Genomic DNA, 14,154 nt, shown 5'->3' on the forward strand with positions numbered 1-14,154 from the left:
AAGCGCCAACAAACTAAAGTGGAGAATTGAAATGGCTTACTCAAGTACGAATCCTGTCAGAAAGATCCTCAATCTTGGCTTTACCTCTGGCAACAATTTATGGGCCTACGAGTCAACCCACGCCCACGCGGCGGTGGAAGGCGCTAATTTTTTTAATGGATGCGGATATGGCTCACCAACTAACAACGCCGTAGGTATGCAAGTTGGGGATCTGGTAGTCGCTATTAATCAAAGTATCTCCGGCACCAGCGCCATTACATGGCATCGAGTAACTTCCATCAGTACCAGTACTGGTTGGGGTGGCGGATTGCACGCTTCTGTTTCCGTGGGGAGCAGCTAATGAACAGCAAGCTAGCTTTGATCCAGCGGAGGCTGGAACGGAAAACCCCGGAACGAATTCCGGCGCCTGAGACTGGCAGCATTGGCGCGGCGATTGATGCCATGGTGCAGGAAGAAATCGCACGCAAGGTTGGCGAAGCGGTGGACCGTAGGCCGCCGCCTCGTGTGCGGGATTTGTTCCGCGCCCCGGAGCCGTACACCAGCTTCGACCAGATCCCACCAGTGCCCCGTGCACCTGCACCAAAGGCAGTGGAAATTCAGTTCGGCCGTGACGAGCTGGGCAGGTACAACCGGGTCAGCATGGGCGACCGGCAATACTATGTGCAGCGCAACGAGTTGGGCGAAATTGTCCGGCTGGTGCCTGCTGACATCGCCCCAATGCCACCTGCATTACCGGCGCCCGCACTGGCCGGGAGGGACTGACCATGAAAGTCGATTTCGACGCCAACGAAGACTCACAAGCGCAAGCGATTCTACTGGTTAACGCGCTGACCGAATGGCTGGTGGATCAATCCGAACAGGAGCCTAGGTCCGGTCGAGTGAACTTCACTTACCGCCCGGACGGCACGCTCGACTCGGTGCGCACCGTGCTGGATGAACCGAAGGCTGGTGTGTAATGACCGCAGGCAGAAAACCCGGCTCTGTGAAAACTGGCGGAAGAAAACGCGGTTCATTGGACCGTGGCCAACGCATGGTCATCAGTGAAGCCATTGCTGGCGACATCCTTAAAACGTACAAGCGTTTAGGCCCCGACTGGCTGCTCAAGGTCGCACAGGAACGGCCAGATCTGTTTCTGTCCCAGTGCCTGAGCAAACTGATGCCACCCGCTTTTAAAGAAAACGACGGCGACGGCAATACGTTTAATCAGCAGATCAACTTTGCCAGCGACCCGATTGCTGTGGCGCAGCGCGTAGCATTTGCCTTGAATCTCGGCATCCACTACGCGCAGGAGCGAGAGCTGGCGCCGGTCGCCGAGCGTGTCCCAGGTGCAGAACCACAGCAAGCCCGTACGCCACAGGAAGCCTTGAACGATTGGCAACCTTCACCGCCACAACCGGAGCCCGCCGAAGACCTCGACCGCCAGCGTTGGGCTGAAGAATTGCCCCTGACACCAGAGGAACGGCGCAATGTTGCTCTGGTTAGGGAAACCCAAGAAGTGAACATAAACAATTATCGTGGCGGCAGCCCCGCCGAACAGGGCGGCGGCTATCAACAACCGGTGGTGAACACCAAAGCCAGCGCAGGGGAATTGTGTCGCAGGCTTAGTCGACGTGGCAGGGACCTGCTTTAAACGCCTAAGACTGGCGTATCCGCAAAATCGCGTCGGTAATGGCTTGAGCATTTGTGTCGAGCGTTTGCATGGCCGCCACTGCGTTATCGGCGACATCCCGCACACCATTCTCTTCAAGCCACTTGGTAACTTCTTCAAGGGCGGCACAAATGGCGTGCTGGTTGTGCAGAAGCAGTGTCAGCGCATCCGCCGTGGCGATGTTGTCAGAGGGCATGGTGGTCGTCCTTGATAGTGGTGCAGGGCAAACAGTTATTTACAGCTGAACTGAACCTCTGCACCAGCATATGAAGAGTAAGGGGCATATGGTTTCGCATCGGAGCTTTGCACGGAAAGCTCCTTACCTTGGTTTTTACAGAATGCAGCAGCCTCTTTCAGTATCTCCACCTTCACTGAGCTACCGTTGTAGGCCATCGCATCCTCCTTTTCGTAAACGTAGTTGCCTCCACCAAGGTCAACGATGCCAGAGTTCGTCGTGCAGCCGAACAACGCGAGCAAAGCAATTGCAGGGATAACGATTCGCATATTTTTTCCTTAAATGCCTGACTTATGCGCACGATATTAGCAGCGCGGTCGCGAGCTGCTATAAAAAAGCCGGTGCGAATTTCAGAGTCGCACCGGCCAGCGGCTGCGACCATCACTCAGCCTGAATGCGTTCCCACTCGTTAGCATATTGGGTGGCTTCGTTAACGCAGTCTTCACATAGCGCGCCGTCGTAATATGCCTCATTGCTCAAGGCTTCAACTAAAGCGGCTCCTTCAAGCGTGAAGGCACATTGATTATGGTATCCACCCGGATCTTCCACGCCGTCGCACTTGCGAGAAAGAAAAGGCTGCACCACCTTTTGTTGGGCGACAGACAAGTGCTCGTAACCCTTGTCAATTGCCAGTTGGGCTATACCTCGGACCTTTTGATCTTCGTCATCAAAGCCGCCATGTTTGATGAGAACCTTTAACACTTCCTGCTCAATGCTCATGCAATGCTCCCTGAAAATCTGCCTCAGCAGTAGATCCACAACGATACCATCGCGGCCCTCCGAATCGGAAGGTGATAAAGCCAGTTCCCAGCGATGGATGTAGCACGGGCTGCTATAAAAAAGCCCGGCATTTAACCGGGCTTTTCTGTCACTTCCAATCACGATTTCTTTGCAGGTTCTCCAGCACTTGCATGGAAACGTCGACCGCCTCATCGAGCAGGTCATTGCTGACCAGCTCAATCGCGACATGCCCGCAGTGGCAAAACAGCCGAAGCTGGTGCCCGGACGGTAGGGTAACGAGACTGACGATTTCAGGGCTATCGGTGATGATGCTGACGATGGCGAGGCGTGCAGCGGTGTCGAGCAGAAGGGAAGGCATGGCGGGGCACTCCACTTAGCAAAGGCATTTATTGAGCGCCCCTTCGCAAATGGAAAATCCCGGCGCACCTTTGAGTGTAGTGCACCGTAGGGAATCCGGCCGGATCGGCGACCCGATGCACACGATCCACAGCCTGCCGGTCAGAATAGATCTGCTGTCGACAAATAGTTGTGAAAAAACACAACTAGAGTAATATCAGCTTAAAGACAGGGAAGCCTATGGATATTCTCAAGCCATCATGTTTTGACGAAGCTGCGATTTTGTACCCGAACGACAAGGCCGGGCTTTATCGTTGCCTCCGCATTTTGAAGATGGCACGCCCGAAAGAATTCGCGGACCTGCAAAAATTTTTCGGTACGAACGGTGTCGATTTGTTCAAGCCGAGAGCCGAAGCGAATTGGGTAGTGATCGACGTAGGCGGCAATAATCTCAGGGTGATAGGCGGAGTCAACTACACCCGGCAGAAGTTCTACGTCAAACACATCTACACGCATGCCGATTACGACGTTGCCAACGTCTGGTATGCAAGAAACAAAGGGGTAAAACGATGAGCGCAGCCCGAAGCGACTTTCAAACCGTGATCGCAACGCTTGGTGAGCTACACGCGGTGGTGGAGCGCCTGCGCGATGAGTTTGTGCACGGCATCAAGACTCCCGCTGACTATGAGCGGGCGACCGACCTGCTCGATGAGCTCACCGACGGGCGCGAACTGAGCAAGGTCGAGGAGAAAATTCTCGTTGACCTTGAGGACGAAATTCTCGCCTACCAGCGCGACTCCAACCAATTTCGCGAATCGAATGCCGCTTTCGAGGCGACGTGCACCCCTGTGCAACTGATTAAGGATCTGATGGAGACGCTAGGACTCACTGGTTCGGACCTCCCTGAAATTGGCGATAAAACGGCAGTGTCCAAGGTGCTCAGTGGGGATCGGCCCGTCAGTCACAAAATGGCATACGCGCTGGCAGAGCGGTTTGCGATGGAGCCGAATGCTTTCGTGTCGGCAGCCTCGGGAAAGGCAGCTCATGCCGAAACCGTTCGCCCCACGGTCAAGAAAACCTCGGTTTATAACCGCTTTCGCACCAAATCTCTGATCGTGCGTCTTGGGAAAGAGGCCGACACCGGTGAATACAAATTGGTAGCTTCCAAGAGCGGCAGACAGACAGGTAAAGCTCCGGCCAAGAGGTAGGGCAATGGCTCTTACCCATCCCAACCTGTAATGGTCTATCTGCCCTATAGACTTCATGTAGACACGAAAAATCGCGCCCAACAAAAAAGGCCTACGTCTGATGACGTAAGCCTTTGTTTTGTCTGGCTCCACGACCTGGACTCGAACCAGGGACCCAGTGATTAACAGTCACTTGCTCTACCAACTGAGCTATCGCGGAATGGCGTGTATGTTACTGATTCAAAAAGAGAAGTCAAGCACCTGTTGGCAATTTGAGCGATTCGTCGGGACGGACGGCGGTTTATCGGCGATTGGCGGTTACCAGAATCGCACCAGAGGTCTACCATGGCCGCCCGGAAGTGGTGACACGCGCTGCCGGCCATTCGCCGAAAAGGTACGCGCCATGAATCACCCAACCCTCACACTTCGTCACAACGAGGTGTTCGCATGAGCATCGCTCAGATCAGCCTGCCCAAAGGGGTCGGTCCGCACGCCGAAAAACTGTTCGACGCAATCACTCAGGCCAGCACCGCTGACGAATTGAATCGCGCTGGCGGCAAGGCCGAAGGTTTTGTCCTGGGCCTGGAAAGCACCAAGGCCATCAAAAGCCAGGTCGCCGAGTCGCTGTACGTCGCTTATGACGATGCAGCCAGCCAACGCGCGACCGAACTGGCTTAACCGCCGAACGTAATGGTGGCGAGCATCAGCTTGGCGTACAGCAGTGTCGCGCCCAGTTGAACCAGCCACAGCGCCAGGCCGCCAAGAAAGACCCCCGCAGCCACTTGCAGCACCAGGTTGTTGCCGCGTTTGGCCGGGGTGCGGGGGATGAAGTCATTCAGGTCATCCAGGTCATCGCGCTCAGCGCGCAGGTCATCGTTTTTCATATCGGTACTCATAAGCATTCGGGGTGTACACAGAACCTGTAGGAGCCGGCTTGCTGGCGATGGCGTCCGTCCAGCCAATAAATAAGTTGACTGACCCACCGCTATCGCCAGCAAGCCGGCTCCTACAGGGTAGATGTGTGCAGTCTAGAGGGCTTGGTTGGCGGGTTGAGAATAATCTGCGGTCAATAAAAAACGGGAAGCCCAAGGGCTTCCCGTTTTCTGTATTACCGGAGGACTCAGATCACCGCAACGATGGCCTTGGTCACCACGTCGATGTTGCTCTGGTTCAACGCAGCTACGCAGATGCGGCCGGTGTCCAGGGCGTAGATGCCGAACTCGCTGCGCAGACGGGTCACTTGCTCAACCGTCAGGCCGGAGTAGGAGAACATGCCGCGCTGACGACCGACAAAGCTGAAATCGCGCTGAGGAGCCTGTTTCGCCAGCAGGTCAACCATCTGGGTGCGCATGCCGCGAATCCGCAGGCGCATTTCGGCCAGTTCTTCTTCCCACTGGGCGCGCAGTTCCGGGCTGTTCAATACAGCGGCAACGATGCTTGCACCGTGGGTCGGCGGGTTGGAGTAGTTGGTGCGGATCACGCGCTTGACCTGCGACAGCACGCGCGCGCTTTCTTCTTTCGATTCGCTGACGATCGACAGGGCGCCAACGCGCTCGCCGTACAACGAGAACGATTTGGAGAACGAGCTGGAAACGAAGAAAGTCAGGCCCGACTCAGCGAACAGACGCACGGCTGCGGCGTCTTCGTCGATGCCATCGCCAAAGCCCTGGTAGGCCATGTCGAGGAACGGCACGTGGCCTTTGGCTTTCACCACCTCAAGGACGTTTTTCCAGTCTGCCGGGCTCAGGTCAACACCGGTCGGGTTGTGGCAGCAGGCGTGCAGCACAACGATCGAGCCGGACGGCAGGGCGTTCAGGTCTTCCAGCAGGCCGGTACGGTTAACGTCGTGGGTCGCGGCGTCGTAGTAACGATAGTTCTGCACCGGGAAACCGGCGGTTTCGAACAGCGCGCGGTGGTTTTCCCAGCTCGGGTCGCTGATCGCCACGACGGCGTTCGGCAGCAGTTGCTTGAGGAAGTCGGCACCGATTTTCAGCGCGCCAGTACCGCCAACGGCCTGAGTGGTGATGACGCGGCCAGCAGCGATCAGCGGCGAGTCATTGCCAAACAGCAGTTTTTGCACGGCCTGGTCGTAGGCAGCGATGCCGTCGATCGGCAAGTAGCCACGGGAAGCGTGTTGAGCGACGCGAATCGTCTCGGCTTCGACAACGGCGCGCAGGAGTGGAATTCGCCCCTCCTCGTTGCAGTAAACACCGACCCCCAGGTTGACCTTGTTGGTACGGGTATCGGCGTTGAATGCTTCGTTGAGGCCCAGGATTGGATCGCGTGGTGCCATTTCGACAGCGGAGAACAGGCTCATTTTTGCGGCGGCTCTGAATGGAGTGTGGAGGGACGTGTCGCGCTCCAGCCGAATGCACTAGAGCGGTGCACAAACGGGGAGCTAGTATAGAGGTCATCCGCGATTGATGGCGACAGTCGATTCGGCTTTTACCGTAAGTTTTTCCGATTATTTTTCGACCGTTAGTCGATTGATCGCGTCAGAGGCTTCAAGGGATGTAGGACGTTTGCCTTGAAAGAGAGGGCAATCGACTCCACATTGAGCACAATCCAGTTTTTTCCTCGGGCGACGTCGGTCGTTTGCGGTCTTTCTCGTTCCTGTCCGGTTTGACCGCGTACGGGTGAACCCAGAGGTATTTCATGTCTGAATTCCAGCTAGTCACCCGCTTCGAGCCCGCCGGCGACCAGCCGGAAGCCATCCGCCTGATGGTCGAGGGCATCGAGGCCGGGCTGGCGCACCAGACGCTGCTCGGTGTGACCGGTTCGGGCAAAACGTTCAGCATCGCCAATGTCATCGCTCAGGTTCAGCGCCCGACGCTGGTACTGGCGCCAAACAAGACCCTGGCCGCGCAGTTGTACGGCGAATTCAAGGCGTTTTTCCCGAACAACGCTGTCGAGTATTTCGTTTCCTACTACGACTACTACCAGCCTGAAGCGTATGTGCCGTCCTCGGACACCTTCATCGAGAAAGACGCCTCGATCAACGACCACATCGAGCAGATGCGACTCTCGGCGACCAAAGCGCTGCTGGAGCGCAAGGACGCGATCATCGTCACCACGGTGTCGTGCATCTACGGTCTGGGCAGTCCGGAAACCTATTTGAAAATGGTGTTGCACGTGGATCGTGGCGACAAGCTCGATCAGCGCGCCTTGCTGCGCCGTCTCGCCGATCTGCAATACACCCGCAACGACATGGATTTCGCCCGTGCGACCTTCCGCGTGCGCGGTGATGTGATCGATATCCATCCGGCAGAATCCGATTTTGAAGCGATCCGCATCGAGCTGTTCGACGACGAAGTCGAGAGCCTGTCGGCCTTCGATCCGCTGACGGGGGAGGTGATCCGCAAGCTGCCGCGTTTCACCTTCTACCCGAAAAGCCACTACGTGACGCCGCGAGAAACCCTGCTCGACGCCATCGAGGGGATCAAGGTCGAGTTGCAGGAGCGCCTGGAATACCTGCGCTCCAACAACAAACTGGTGGAAGCGCAGCGCCTCGAACAACGTACGCGTTTCGACCTGGAGATGATCCTCGAACTGGGTTATTGCAACGGCATCGAAAACTATTCCCGCTACCTCTCGGGTCGCGATCCAGGTCAAGCGCCACCGACCTTGTTCGATTACCTGCCGGCCGACGCCTTGCTGGTGATCGACGAATCCCACGTCAGCGTGCCGCAAGTCGGCGCCATGTATAAGGGCGACCGCTCACGCAAGGAGACTCTGGTGGAATACGGTTTCCGCCTGCCGTCGGCGCTGGACAACCGGCCAATGCGCTTCGACGAGTTCGAAGGCATCAGTCCGCAAACGATCTTTGTCTCGGCCACGCCGGGCAACTACGAGGCGGAACACGCCGGGCGTGTCATTGATATGGTGGTGCGTCCGACCGGCCTGGTGGACCCGCAAATCGAAATCCGCCCGGCGTTGACCCAGGTCGACGATCTGCTTTCGGAAATCACCAAGCGCGCTGCAGTGGATGAGCGGGTATTGGTCACAACGCTGACCAAGCGCATGGCCGAAGACTTGACCGATTACCTGGCCGACCATGGCGTGCGCGTACGTTATCTGCACTCGGACATCGACACCGTGGAGCGCGTGGAAATCATCCGCGATTTGCGCCTTGGCACGTTTGATGTGCTGGTGGGGATCAACCTGTTGCGTGAAGGCCTGGACATGCCGGAAGTGTCCTTGGTGGCGATTCTCGATGCGGACAAGGAAGGCTTCCTGCGTTCCGAGCGCTCGCTGATCCAGACCATCGGTCGCGCAGCTCGTAACCTCAACGGTCGGGCGATTCTGTATGCGGATCGCATCACCGGTTCCATGGAGCGGGCGATCGGTGAAACCGAGCGTCGTCGCGACAAGCAGATCGCCTTCAACCTGGCCAACGGCATTACGCCGAAGGGTGTGTTCAAGGACGTCGCCGACATCATGGAAGGCGCCACCGTGCCGGGCTCACGCAGCAAGAAACGCAAAGGCATGGCCAAGGCTGCCGAGGAGAACGCCAGGTACGAAGCGGAATTGCGTTCGCCGGGAGAAGTCGCCAAGCGGATCAAGGCGCTGGAAGAGAAGATGTACCAGTTGGCTCGCGACCTGGAATTCGAAGCGGCGGCGCAGATGCGCGACGAGATTGCCAAGTTGCGGGAGCGGTTGATTACTGTCTGAGTTTTGCAGTGCCCTTACTGGCCTCATCGCGAGCAGGCTCGCTCCCACAGTTATTTGAGGGTGTTCACATAATTTGTGCTCGTCCACAAACCCTGTGGGAGCGAGCCTGCTCGCGATGGCGGCACCTCAGTCTCAATGTGCTTCCCCTGCCTTCAACCCCGCCGGCAACTGCTTGGTCAACAACACCGCAATCATGCTGATCCCCAGCGCAATCCCGACAAAGTGAAACGCATCGTTGTAAGCCATGATCGACGCCTGTTGATGGGCAATTTCACTGAGCTTGCCCAGCGCCGCCGCTTCACTGCCTAACCGGTCCGTCAGCGACGCCATGCGCTCGGCGACCTGCGGGTTGCTCGGCACAATCGATTCACGCAAATAATCAAAGTAGGTCTTGGTTCGTGCATCCAGCAACGTGGCGAGGAGGGCGATGCCAATGGCGCCGCCTAGGTTGCGCAGGATGTTGAACAGGCTCGACGCCGAGCCCGCGTCCTGCGGCAGGATATACGCGGTGGCGATCAGCGAAATGGTCACCATGATCAGGGGCTGCCCGAGTGCGCGGATGATCTGGATCTGGTTGAACTGCGGCCCGGCGAAATCCGGATTCAGCACCCCCGAGGAAAAACTCGCCAGGCCGAACAAGCCGAAGCCTAGCGTGCACAGCCATTTCGGCGAGATGACCTTCATCAGCTTCGGCACCAGCGGAATCAGGAACAGCTGCGGCACGCCCATCCACATGATCACTTCGCCGATCTGCAGGGCGTTGTAGTTCTGGATCTGCGCCAGGTACAGCGGCAACAGAAAGATCGAACCGTACAACCCGACCCCCATTCCCAGGCTGGAAATACTCGATAAGCCGAAGTTGCGATTGCCCAGGATCCCGAGGTTGATCAGCGGATTGGGTTTGGAAAACTGCACAATCACAAAGGTGATCAGGCTGATCAGCGCAATGCTGCCCAGGGTCACGATCAGGTTTGATTCCAGCCAGTCCTTGCGATGGCCTTCCTCCAGAAAAACCTGCAAACAACCGAGGCCGATACCGAGCGTAAGAATCCCCATGTAGTCGGTGCTTTTCAGCAGTTCCCAGTGCGCTTCTTTTTTCTCCAGGCCATACATCAGGCCGGCGATCATGATCAGGCCCGGCGGGATGTTGATGTAGAAGATGTATTCCCAGCCCCAGTTTTCCGTCAGCCAGCCGCCGAGCGTCGGGCCGATGGAGGGCGCGAACGTTGCGGTCATGGCGAACATGGCCATGCCTTTGGCGCGATGGTGTTCGGGAAGCTTGATCAGCGTCAGGGTGAACGCCAGCGGGATCAGCGCGCCGCCGGTGAAGCCTTGCAGCGCGCGGAAAATGATCATGCTTTCCAGGCTCCACGCCATCGAGCAGAGCAGGGACGAGGCAAGAAATCCAAGCGAAACCCACACCGCCAGACGGCGTGCGGACAGCAGCTGCACCAGCCACGCCGTCAGCGGAATCATGATGATTTCCGCGACCAGGTACGACGTGGAAATCCATGAGCCTTCTTCCAGCGTCGCCGACAGCGCGCCTTGAATGTCCTTGAGCGACGAGTTGGTGATCTGGATATCGAGCACCGCCATGAAGGCGCCAAGCATCACGCTCATCACGGCGATCCAGTCCCGCCGGGTCGGTTCGCCGGCCGGGCGGATCAGTTGATCACCGGCCATCGTCAGGGGTGTCTTTGATGTTCACTTTGGCGGTGACCGACATGCCCGGACGAATCTTGCCGTGCAGCGGGTTGTCCGCGGCGAAGGTCAGTTTTACCGGAATCCGTTGTACGACTTTGGTGAAGTTGCCCGTGGCATTGTCCGGCGGCAGCAGGCTGAACTGTGCGCCCGAGGCGGCGAACAGGCTGTCGACCCGCGCTTCGATTGGCGTGTCGCCGTAGGCGTCGAAGGTCAGTTCGGCTTTCTGGCCAGGCTGCATGTGGCCGATCTGGGTTTCCTTGAAGTTGGCCTGAATCCAGATGTCCTGATCCGGGACGATCGACAGCAAATAAGCGCCGGCCTGCACGTATTGGCCTTCGCGGGCGGCGCGCTGGCCGATCATGCCGCTGATGGGCGCGTGGATTTCGCTGCGGGTCAGGTTCAATTCCGCCTGGGCCAGATCGGTCTTGGCGTTGGCGATCATCGCGTCGAGGCGCTTGATCTCGGCGCTGAGGGAGTTGACTTGCTGGCGCTGACTTTGTGCGTCTGCCTGGGCCTTGGTCACCTGCGAGCGGGCGATGTGGGTATCGGCGGAAAGGGTGGTCACCCGTTCTTCCGACACGTAGCCGGGTTTGCGCAGGGTTTGCGCGCGGGACAGGTCGATCTGCGAGCGACCGAGGCTGGCCTGGCTGGATGCGACTTGCGCTTCGCTGGAGGCGATCAGGCTGGCTTGCTGCGTCAGTTTGCTCTGGGCTTGCAGGCGTTCGGCCTGGCGGGTGGCGAGGGCGGCGTTGGCGCGGTCGACAGCGAGGTGGAAGTCATCGCCTTCGAGCTTGATCAGCAACTGGCCCTTTTCGACGTGCTGGTTGTCCTGCACCAGCACCTGATCGATGCGAGCGCCCAACTGGCTCGACACACGGGTGATCTCGCCCTGGACATAGGCGTTATCGGTGCTTTCATAAAACCGTCCCTTGAAGAACCACTGGGCAAACAAGGCCCCGGCAATCAGCAGGACGATCAGCAGGAAGATAGACAGGCGACGCTTGAGTTGGGCAGGCATGGGGCAAACTGTAGTCGAGAAATTGTAAGGAAAGTTATCAGCAGGCGAATTTGGCATACAGTCGATAGTGGGTAAATGCCATCGGCGGATAATCCATCATTCATCCCGGCCCAGGCCCGTTGTAGACGCAAACTTGGCTTAAATGCCCTGCTCACTGGAGCCGGGCGGGCAACGCCTGTTACCATTCGCCCTTTGTTTTATCTTCATTTCGAGACTTGCCATGACCACCGTCCGCACGCGCATCGCGCCATCGCCTACCGGGGACCCCCACGTAGGTACCGCTTACATCGCTTTGTTCAACTACTGCTTTGCCAAGCAGCACGGCGGTGAGTTCATCCTGCGGATCGAAGACACCGATCAACTGCGTTCGACCCGCGAGTCCGAACAGCAGATTTTCGACGCCCTGCGCTGGTTGGGCATCGACTGGAGCGAAGGCCCGGACGTCGGCGGCCCGCACGGTCCTTACCGTCAAAGCGAGCGCGGCGACATTTATCAGAAGTATTGCCAGCAATTGGTCGAGATGGGCCATGCCTTCCCGTGCTTCTGCACCGCTGAAGAGCTGGACCAGATGCGCGCCGAGCAAATGGCTCGCGGCGAAACTCCGCGGTACGACGGTCGTGCGCTGCTGCTGTCCAAGGAAGAAGTTGCACGTCGCCTGGCCGCTGGCGAACCGCACGTGATCCGCATGAAGGTGCCGAGCGAAGGCGTGTGCGTGGTGCCGGACATGCTGCGTGGCGACGTCGAGATCCCGTGGGATCGCATGGACATGCAAGTCCTGATGAAGACCGACGGCCTGCCGACGTACTTCCTGGCCAACGTGGTCGATGACCACCTGATGGGCATCACCCACGTGCTGCGTGGCGAAGAATGGCTGCCTTCGGCGCCGAAACTGATTCTTCTGTACGAATACTTCGGCTGGGAACAACCGGAGCTGTGCTACATGCCGCTGCTGCGTAACCCGGACAAGAGCAAGCTGTCCAAGCGCAAGAACCCGACCTCGGTGACGTTCTACGAGCGCATGGGCTTCATGCCGGAAGCGATGCTCAACTACCTGGGGCGCATGGGCTGGTCGATGCCGGACGAGCGCGAGAAGTTCTCGCTGCAGGAAATGGTCGATAACTTCGACCTGAGCCGCGTCTCCCTCGGTGGGCCGATTTTCGACATCGAGAAACTGTCGTGGCTCAACGGCCAGTGGTTGCGTGACCTGCCGGTGGAAGAGTTCGCCAGCCGCTTGCAGACCTGGGCGCTGAACCCCGAGTACATGATGAAGATCGCGCCGCACGTGCAGGGCCGCGTTGAAACCTTCAGCCAGGTCGCACCGCTGGCCGGATTCTTCTTCGCCGGTGGCGTGAACCCGGATGCCAAGCTGTTTGAATCGAAGAAATTGTCGGGTGATCAGGTTCGTCAGTTGATGCAGTTGATTCTGTGGAAGCTGGAAAGCCTGCGTCAGTGGGAGAAGGACAGCATCACCGCGACCATTCAAGCGGTGGTCGAGTCCCTGGAATTGAAGCTGCGTGATGCCATGCCGCTGATGTTCGCTGCGATCACTGGTCAGGCGAGTTCGGTGTCGGTGCTGGATGCGATGGAAATCCTCGGCCCGGACCTGACGCGTTTCCGTCTGCGCCAGGCCATCGACCTGCTCGGTGGCGTGTCGAAGAAGGAAAACAAGGAGTGGGAAAAACTCCTGGGCAACATCGCCTGATAAACACGGTCCTGTAGGAGCGAGGCTAGCCCGCGAAGAACGATGACGCGGTGTGCCAGACACACCGAGGCGTCCCGTTCGCTGGCAAGCCTGGCTCCTACAGATCGATGTATACCCCGGATTTACGGGGGGAGGGCGGTAAGTGATTGTTATGTCGGCAAAAAACTTTGGAAATTGTTAAAAATAAATTTGACACGTTTCCGAAGCGCCATTAAGATTCGCCCCGTCCTCAGCGATGAGGGGCTATAGCTCAGCTGGGAGAGCGCTTGCATGGCATGCAAGAGGTCGACGGTTCGATCCCGTCTAGCTCCACCAATTTACACTTCAAGGTCTGGCCACACCGGCCTTGAAGCGATCAACACTCAGCGTTGATCTGTTGTATAGAAGGGTTTGCGTCCCCTTCGTCTAGTGGCCTAGGACACCGCCCTTTCACGGCGGTAACAGGGGTTCGAGTCCCCTAGGGGACGCCAGTTTTACAGAAGCGATGTCGAAAGATGCCGCTCCGCCGCGAGGCGAAAAATCCGGGGCTATAGCTCAGCTGGGAGAGCGCTTGCATGGCATGCAAGAGGTCGACGGTTCGATCCCGTCTAGCTCCACCAATTTTACAGTTCAAGGTCTGGCCACACCGGCCTTGAATCGATCAGCTCTCAGCACTGATCAGTTGTATAGAAGGTTTTGCGTCCCCTTCGTCTAGTGGCCTAGGACACCGCCCTTTCACGGCGGTAACAGGGGTTCGAGTCCCCTAGGGGACGCCACGATTACCCGCTCTGCGGGATTTTATAAGGGTCATTCAATTATTGAATGGCCCTTTTGTTTGTCTGGCGTTTGGCCAAATCCCCCATTTCTCTCAAACTGTTCTTCAGACCAGCGGTCACATCTACGACTTGCGGAAAATTATTATGAGAATAATAT

Annotated in this window: 17 protein-coding genes and 5 tRNA genes; 13 read left to right on the forward strand and 9 right to left on the reverse strand. The window is 57.7% G+C overall.

The window, feature by feature from the left end; all coding sequences use genetic code 11:
- Positions 1-31: 31 nt before the first annotated feature.
- The 4 genes from KGA82_RS20905 to KGA82_RS20920 all read left to right on the forward strand — a co-directional run bounded on the left by KGA82_RS20905 (position 32) and on the right by KGA82_RS20920 (position 1,630).
- Positions 32-340, forward strand: coding sequence for a hypothetical protein (locus KGA82_RS20905; protein ID WP_223452268.1), 309 nt, complete (start codon positions 32-34; stop codon positions 338-340).
- On the forward strand, positions 340-762 hold the full coding sequence (locus KGA82_RS20910; protein ID WP_223452270.1) for a hypothetical protein: 423 nt from the start codon (positions 340-342) through the stop codon (positions 760-762). The genes KGA82_RS20905 and KGA82_RS20910 overlap by 1 nt, the downstream gene beginning before the upstream one ends.
- A 2-nt stretch (positions 763-764) precedes the next feature.
- Positions 765-956, forward strand: a complete 192-nt coding sequence (locus tag KGA82_RS20915) for a hypothetical protein (protein WP_223452272.1) — start codon at positions 765-767, stop codon at positions 954-956.
- 74 nt (positions 957-1,030) lie between these two features.
- Positions 1,031-1,630, forward strand: coding sequence for a hypothetical protein (locus KGA82_RS20920; protein WP_223452274.1), 600 nt, complete (start codon positions 1,031-1,033; stop codon positions 1,628-1,630).
- 4 nt (positions 1,631-1,634) lie between these two features.
- Here the strand turns inward: KGA82_RS20920 and KGA82_RS20925 are convergent, their stop codons facing one another.
- The 4 genes from KGA82_RS20925 to KGA82_RS20940 form a co-directional block, all read right to left on the reverse strand.
- Complete coding sequence (locus tag KGA82_RS20925; RefSeq protein ID WP_223452275.1) at positions 1,635-1,844, reverse strand: hypothetical protein; 210 nt, start codon at positions 1,842-1,844, stop codon at positions 1,635-1,637.
- A 35-nt stretch (positions 1,845-1,879) separates the two neighbouring features.
- Positions 1,880-2,152, reverse strand: coding sequence for a hypothetical protein (locus KGA82_RS20930; protein ID WP_223452277.1), 273 nt, complete (start codon positions 2,150-2,152; stop codon positions 1,880-1,882).
- Between the two features lie 112 nt (positions 2,153-2,264).
- On the reverse strand, positions 2,265-2,603 hold the full coding sequence (locus KGA82_RS20935) for a hypothetical protein (protein WP_223452279.1): 339 nt from the start codon (positions 2,601-2,603) through the stop codon (positions 2,265-2,267).
- A gap of 148 nt (positions 2,604-2,751) precedes the next feature.
- Complete coding sequence (locus KGA82_RS20940) at positions 2,752-2,982, reverse strand: hypothetical protein (RefSeq protein ID WP_223452280.1); 231 nt, start codon at positions 2,980-2,982, stop codon at positions 2,752-2,754.
- A gap of 218 nt (positions 2,983-3,200) precedes the next feature.
- Here KGA82_RS20940 and KGA82_RS20945 point away from each other — a divergent pair, with 218 nt between their 5' ends.
- Entirely contained in the window at positions 3,201-3,533 is a 333-nt protein-coding gene (locus KGA82_RS20945) for a type II toxin-antitoxin system HigB family toxin (RefSeq protein WP_223452282.1), read from the forward strand.
- Positions 3,530-4,168, forward strand: coding sequence for a type II toxin-antitoxin system HigA family antitoxin (locus KGA82_RS20950; RefSeq protein WP_223452284.1), 639 nt, complete (start codon positions 3,530-3,532; stop codon positions 4,166-4,168). Before KGA82_RS20945 ends, KGA82_RS20950 begins: the two co-directional genes overlap by 4 nt.
- Before the next feature lie 123 nt (positions 4,169-4,291).
- Here the strand turns inward: KGA82_RS20950 and KGA82_RS20955 are convergent.
- A tRNA-Asn gene (locus KGA82_RS20955) sits at positions 4,292-4,367 on the reverse strand.
- A gap of 227 nt (positions 4,368-4,594) precedes the next feature.
- Here KGA82_RS20955 and KGA82_RS20960 point away from each other — a divergent pair.
- Positions 4,595-4,825, forward strand: a complete 231-nt coding sequence (locus KGA82_RS20960; protein WP_008007186.1) for a hypothetical protein — start codon at positions 4,595-4,597, stop codon at positions 4,823-4,825.
- On the opposite strand, the gene KGA82_RS20965 is transcribed toward KGA82_RS20960, so the two are convergent.
- Together KGA82_RS20965 and KGA82_RS20970 are read right to left on the reverse strand one after the other, a co-directional pair.
- On the reverse strand, positions 4,822-5,031 hold the full coding sequence (locus tag KGA82_RS20965; protein ID WP_008028325.1) for a hypothetical protein: 210 nt from the start codon (positions 5,029-5,031) through the stop codon (positions 4,822-4,824). The genes KGA82_RS20960 and KGA82_RS20965 overlap by 4 nt on opposite strands.
- A 236-nt stretch (positions 5,032-5,267) precedes the next feature.
- The gene (locus KGA82_RS20970; RefSeq protein WP_008028323.1) at positions 5,268-6,464 is read right to left on the reverse strand and encodes an amino acid aminotransferase; all 1,197 of its coding nucleotides are present in this window, start codon (positions 6,462-6,464) and stop codon (positions 5,268-5,270) included.
- Positions 6,465-6,802: 338 nt separating this feature from the next.
- On the opposite strand from KGA82_RS20970, the gene uvrB reads away from it, so the two are divergent.
- Positions 6,803-8,818: an excinuclease ABC subunit UvrB gene (gene uvrB, locus KGA82_RS20975; RefSeq protein WP_207285148.1), complete on the forward strand. Its 2,016-nt coding sequence runs from the start codon at positions 6,803-6,805 to the stop codon at positions 8,816-8,818.
- A 132-nt stretch (positions 8,819-8,950) separates the two neighbouring features.
- Here uvrB and KGA82_RS20980 read toward each other — a convergent pair whose 3' ends face one another.
- Together KGA82_RS20980 and KGA82_RS20985 are read right to left on the reverse strand one after the other, a co-directional pair.
- On the reverse strand, positions 8,951-10,441 hold the full coding sequence (locus KGA82_RS20980) for an MDR family MFS transporter (protein WP_192226583.1): 1,491 nt from the start codon (positions 10,439-10,441) through the stop codon (positions 8,951-8,953).
- A 49-nt stretch (positions 10,442-10,490) separates the two neighbouring features.
- The gene (locus KGA82_RS20985) at positions 10,491-11,540 is read right to left on the reverse strand and encodes an HlyD family secretion protein (protein ID WP_008028317.1); all 1,050 of its coding nucleotides are present in this window, start codon (positions 11,538-11,540) and stop codon (positions 10,491-10,493) included.
- A gap of 220 nt (positions 11,541-11,760) precedes the next feature.
- Here KGA82_RS20985 and gltX point away from each other — a divergent pair, with 220 nt between their 5' ends.
- The 5 genes from gltX to KGA82_RS21010 all read left to right on the forward strand — a co-directional run bounded on the left by gltX (position 11,761) and on the right by KGA82_RS21010 (position 13,997).
- Entirely contained in the window at positions 11,761-13,242 is a 1,482-nt protein-coding gene (gene gltX, locus KGA82_RS20990; RefSeq protein WP_008037650.1) for a glutamate--tRNA ligase, read from the forward strand.
- Positions 13,243-13,481: 239 nt separating this feature from the next.
- Positions 13,482-13,557 (forward strand) — tRNA-Ala (locus KGA82_RS20995).
- A gap of 79 nt (positions 13,558-13,636) precedes the next feature.
- A tRNA-Glu gene (locus KGA82_RS21000) sits at positions 13,637-13,712 on the forward strand.
- Between the two features lie 53 nt (positions 13,713-13,765).
- A tRNA-Ala gene (locus tag KGA82_RS21005) sits at positions 13,766-13,841 on the forward strand.
- 80 nt (positions 13,842-13,921) lie between these two features.
- Positions 13,922-13,997 (forward strand) — tRNA-Glu (locus KGA82_RS21010).
- The last annotated feature ends 157 nt before the right edge of the window (positions 13,998-14,154 follow it).

The organism is Pseudomonas sp. BF-RE-22 (genome assembly GCF_019956155.1).
Taxonomy (GTDB): Bacteria; Pseudomonadota; Gammaproteobacteria; order Pseudomonadales; family Pseudomonadaceae; genus Aquipseudomonas; species Aquipseudomonas migulae.

Coding starts and splice junctions, on each gene's coding strand:
- KGA82_RS20935 (WP_223452279.1), bottom strand. CDS start 2,603: ATGAGCATTGAGCAGGAAGTGTTAAAGGTTCTCATCAAACATGGCGGC.
- KGA82_RS20960 (WP_008007186.1), top strand. CDS start 4,595: ATGAGCATCGCTCAGATCAGCCTGCCCAAAGGGGTCGGTCCGCACGCC.
- KGA82_RS20910 (WP_223452270.1), top strand. CDS start 340: ATGAACAGCAAGCTAGCTTTGATCCAGCGGAGGCTGGAACGGAAAACC.
- uvrB (WP_207285148.1), top strand. CDS start 6,803: ATGTCTGAATTCCAGCTAGTCACCCGCTTCGAGCCCGCCGGCGACCAG.
- KGA82_RS20970 (WP_008028323.1), bottom strand. CDS start 6,464: ATGAGCCTGTTCTCCGCTGTCGAAATGGCACCACGCGATCCAATCCTG.
- KGA82_RS20940 (WP_223452280.1), bottom strand. CDS start 2,982: ATGCCTTCCCTTCTGCTCGACACCGCTGCACGCCTCGCCATCGTCAGC.
- KGA82_RS20905 (WP_223452268.1), top strand. CDS start 32: ATGGCTTACTCAAGTACGAATCCTGTCAGAAAGATCCTCAATCTTGGC.
- KGA82_RS20920 (WP_223452274.1), top strand. CDS start 1,031: ATGGTCATCAGTGAAGCCATTGCTGGCGACATCCTTAAAACGTACAAG.
- KGA82_RS20945 (WP_223452282.1), top strand. CDS start 3,201: ATGGATATTCTCAAGCCATCATGTTTTGACGAAGCTGCGATTTTGTAC.
- KGA82_RS20965 (WP_008028325.1), bottom strand. CDS start 5,031: ATGAAAAACGATGACCTGCGCGCTGAGCGCGATGACCTGGATGACCTG.
- KGA82_RS20925 (WP_223452275.1), bottom strand. CDS start 1,844: ATGCCCTCTGACAACATCGCCACGGCGGATGCGCTGACACTGCTTCTG.
- KGA82_RS20915 (WP_223452272.1), top strand. CDS start 765: ATGAAAGTCGATTTCGACGCCAACGAAGACTCACAAGCGCAAGCGATT.
- gltX (WP_008037650.1), top strand. CDS start 11,761: ATGACCACCGTCCGCACGCGCATCGCGCCATCGCCTACCGGGGACCCC.
- KGA82_RS20985 (WP_008028317.1), bottom strand. CDS start 11,540: ATGCCTGCCCAACTCAAGCGTCGCCTGTCTATCTTCCTGCTGATCGTC.
- KGA82_RS20930 (WP_223452277.1), bottom strand. CDS start 2,152: ATGCGAATCGTTATCCCTGCAATTGCTTTGCTCGCGTTGTTCGGCTGC.
- KGA82_RS20950 (WP_223452284.1), top strand. CDS start 3,530: ATGAGCGCAGCCCGAAGCGACTTTCAAACCGTGATCGCAACGCTTGGT.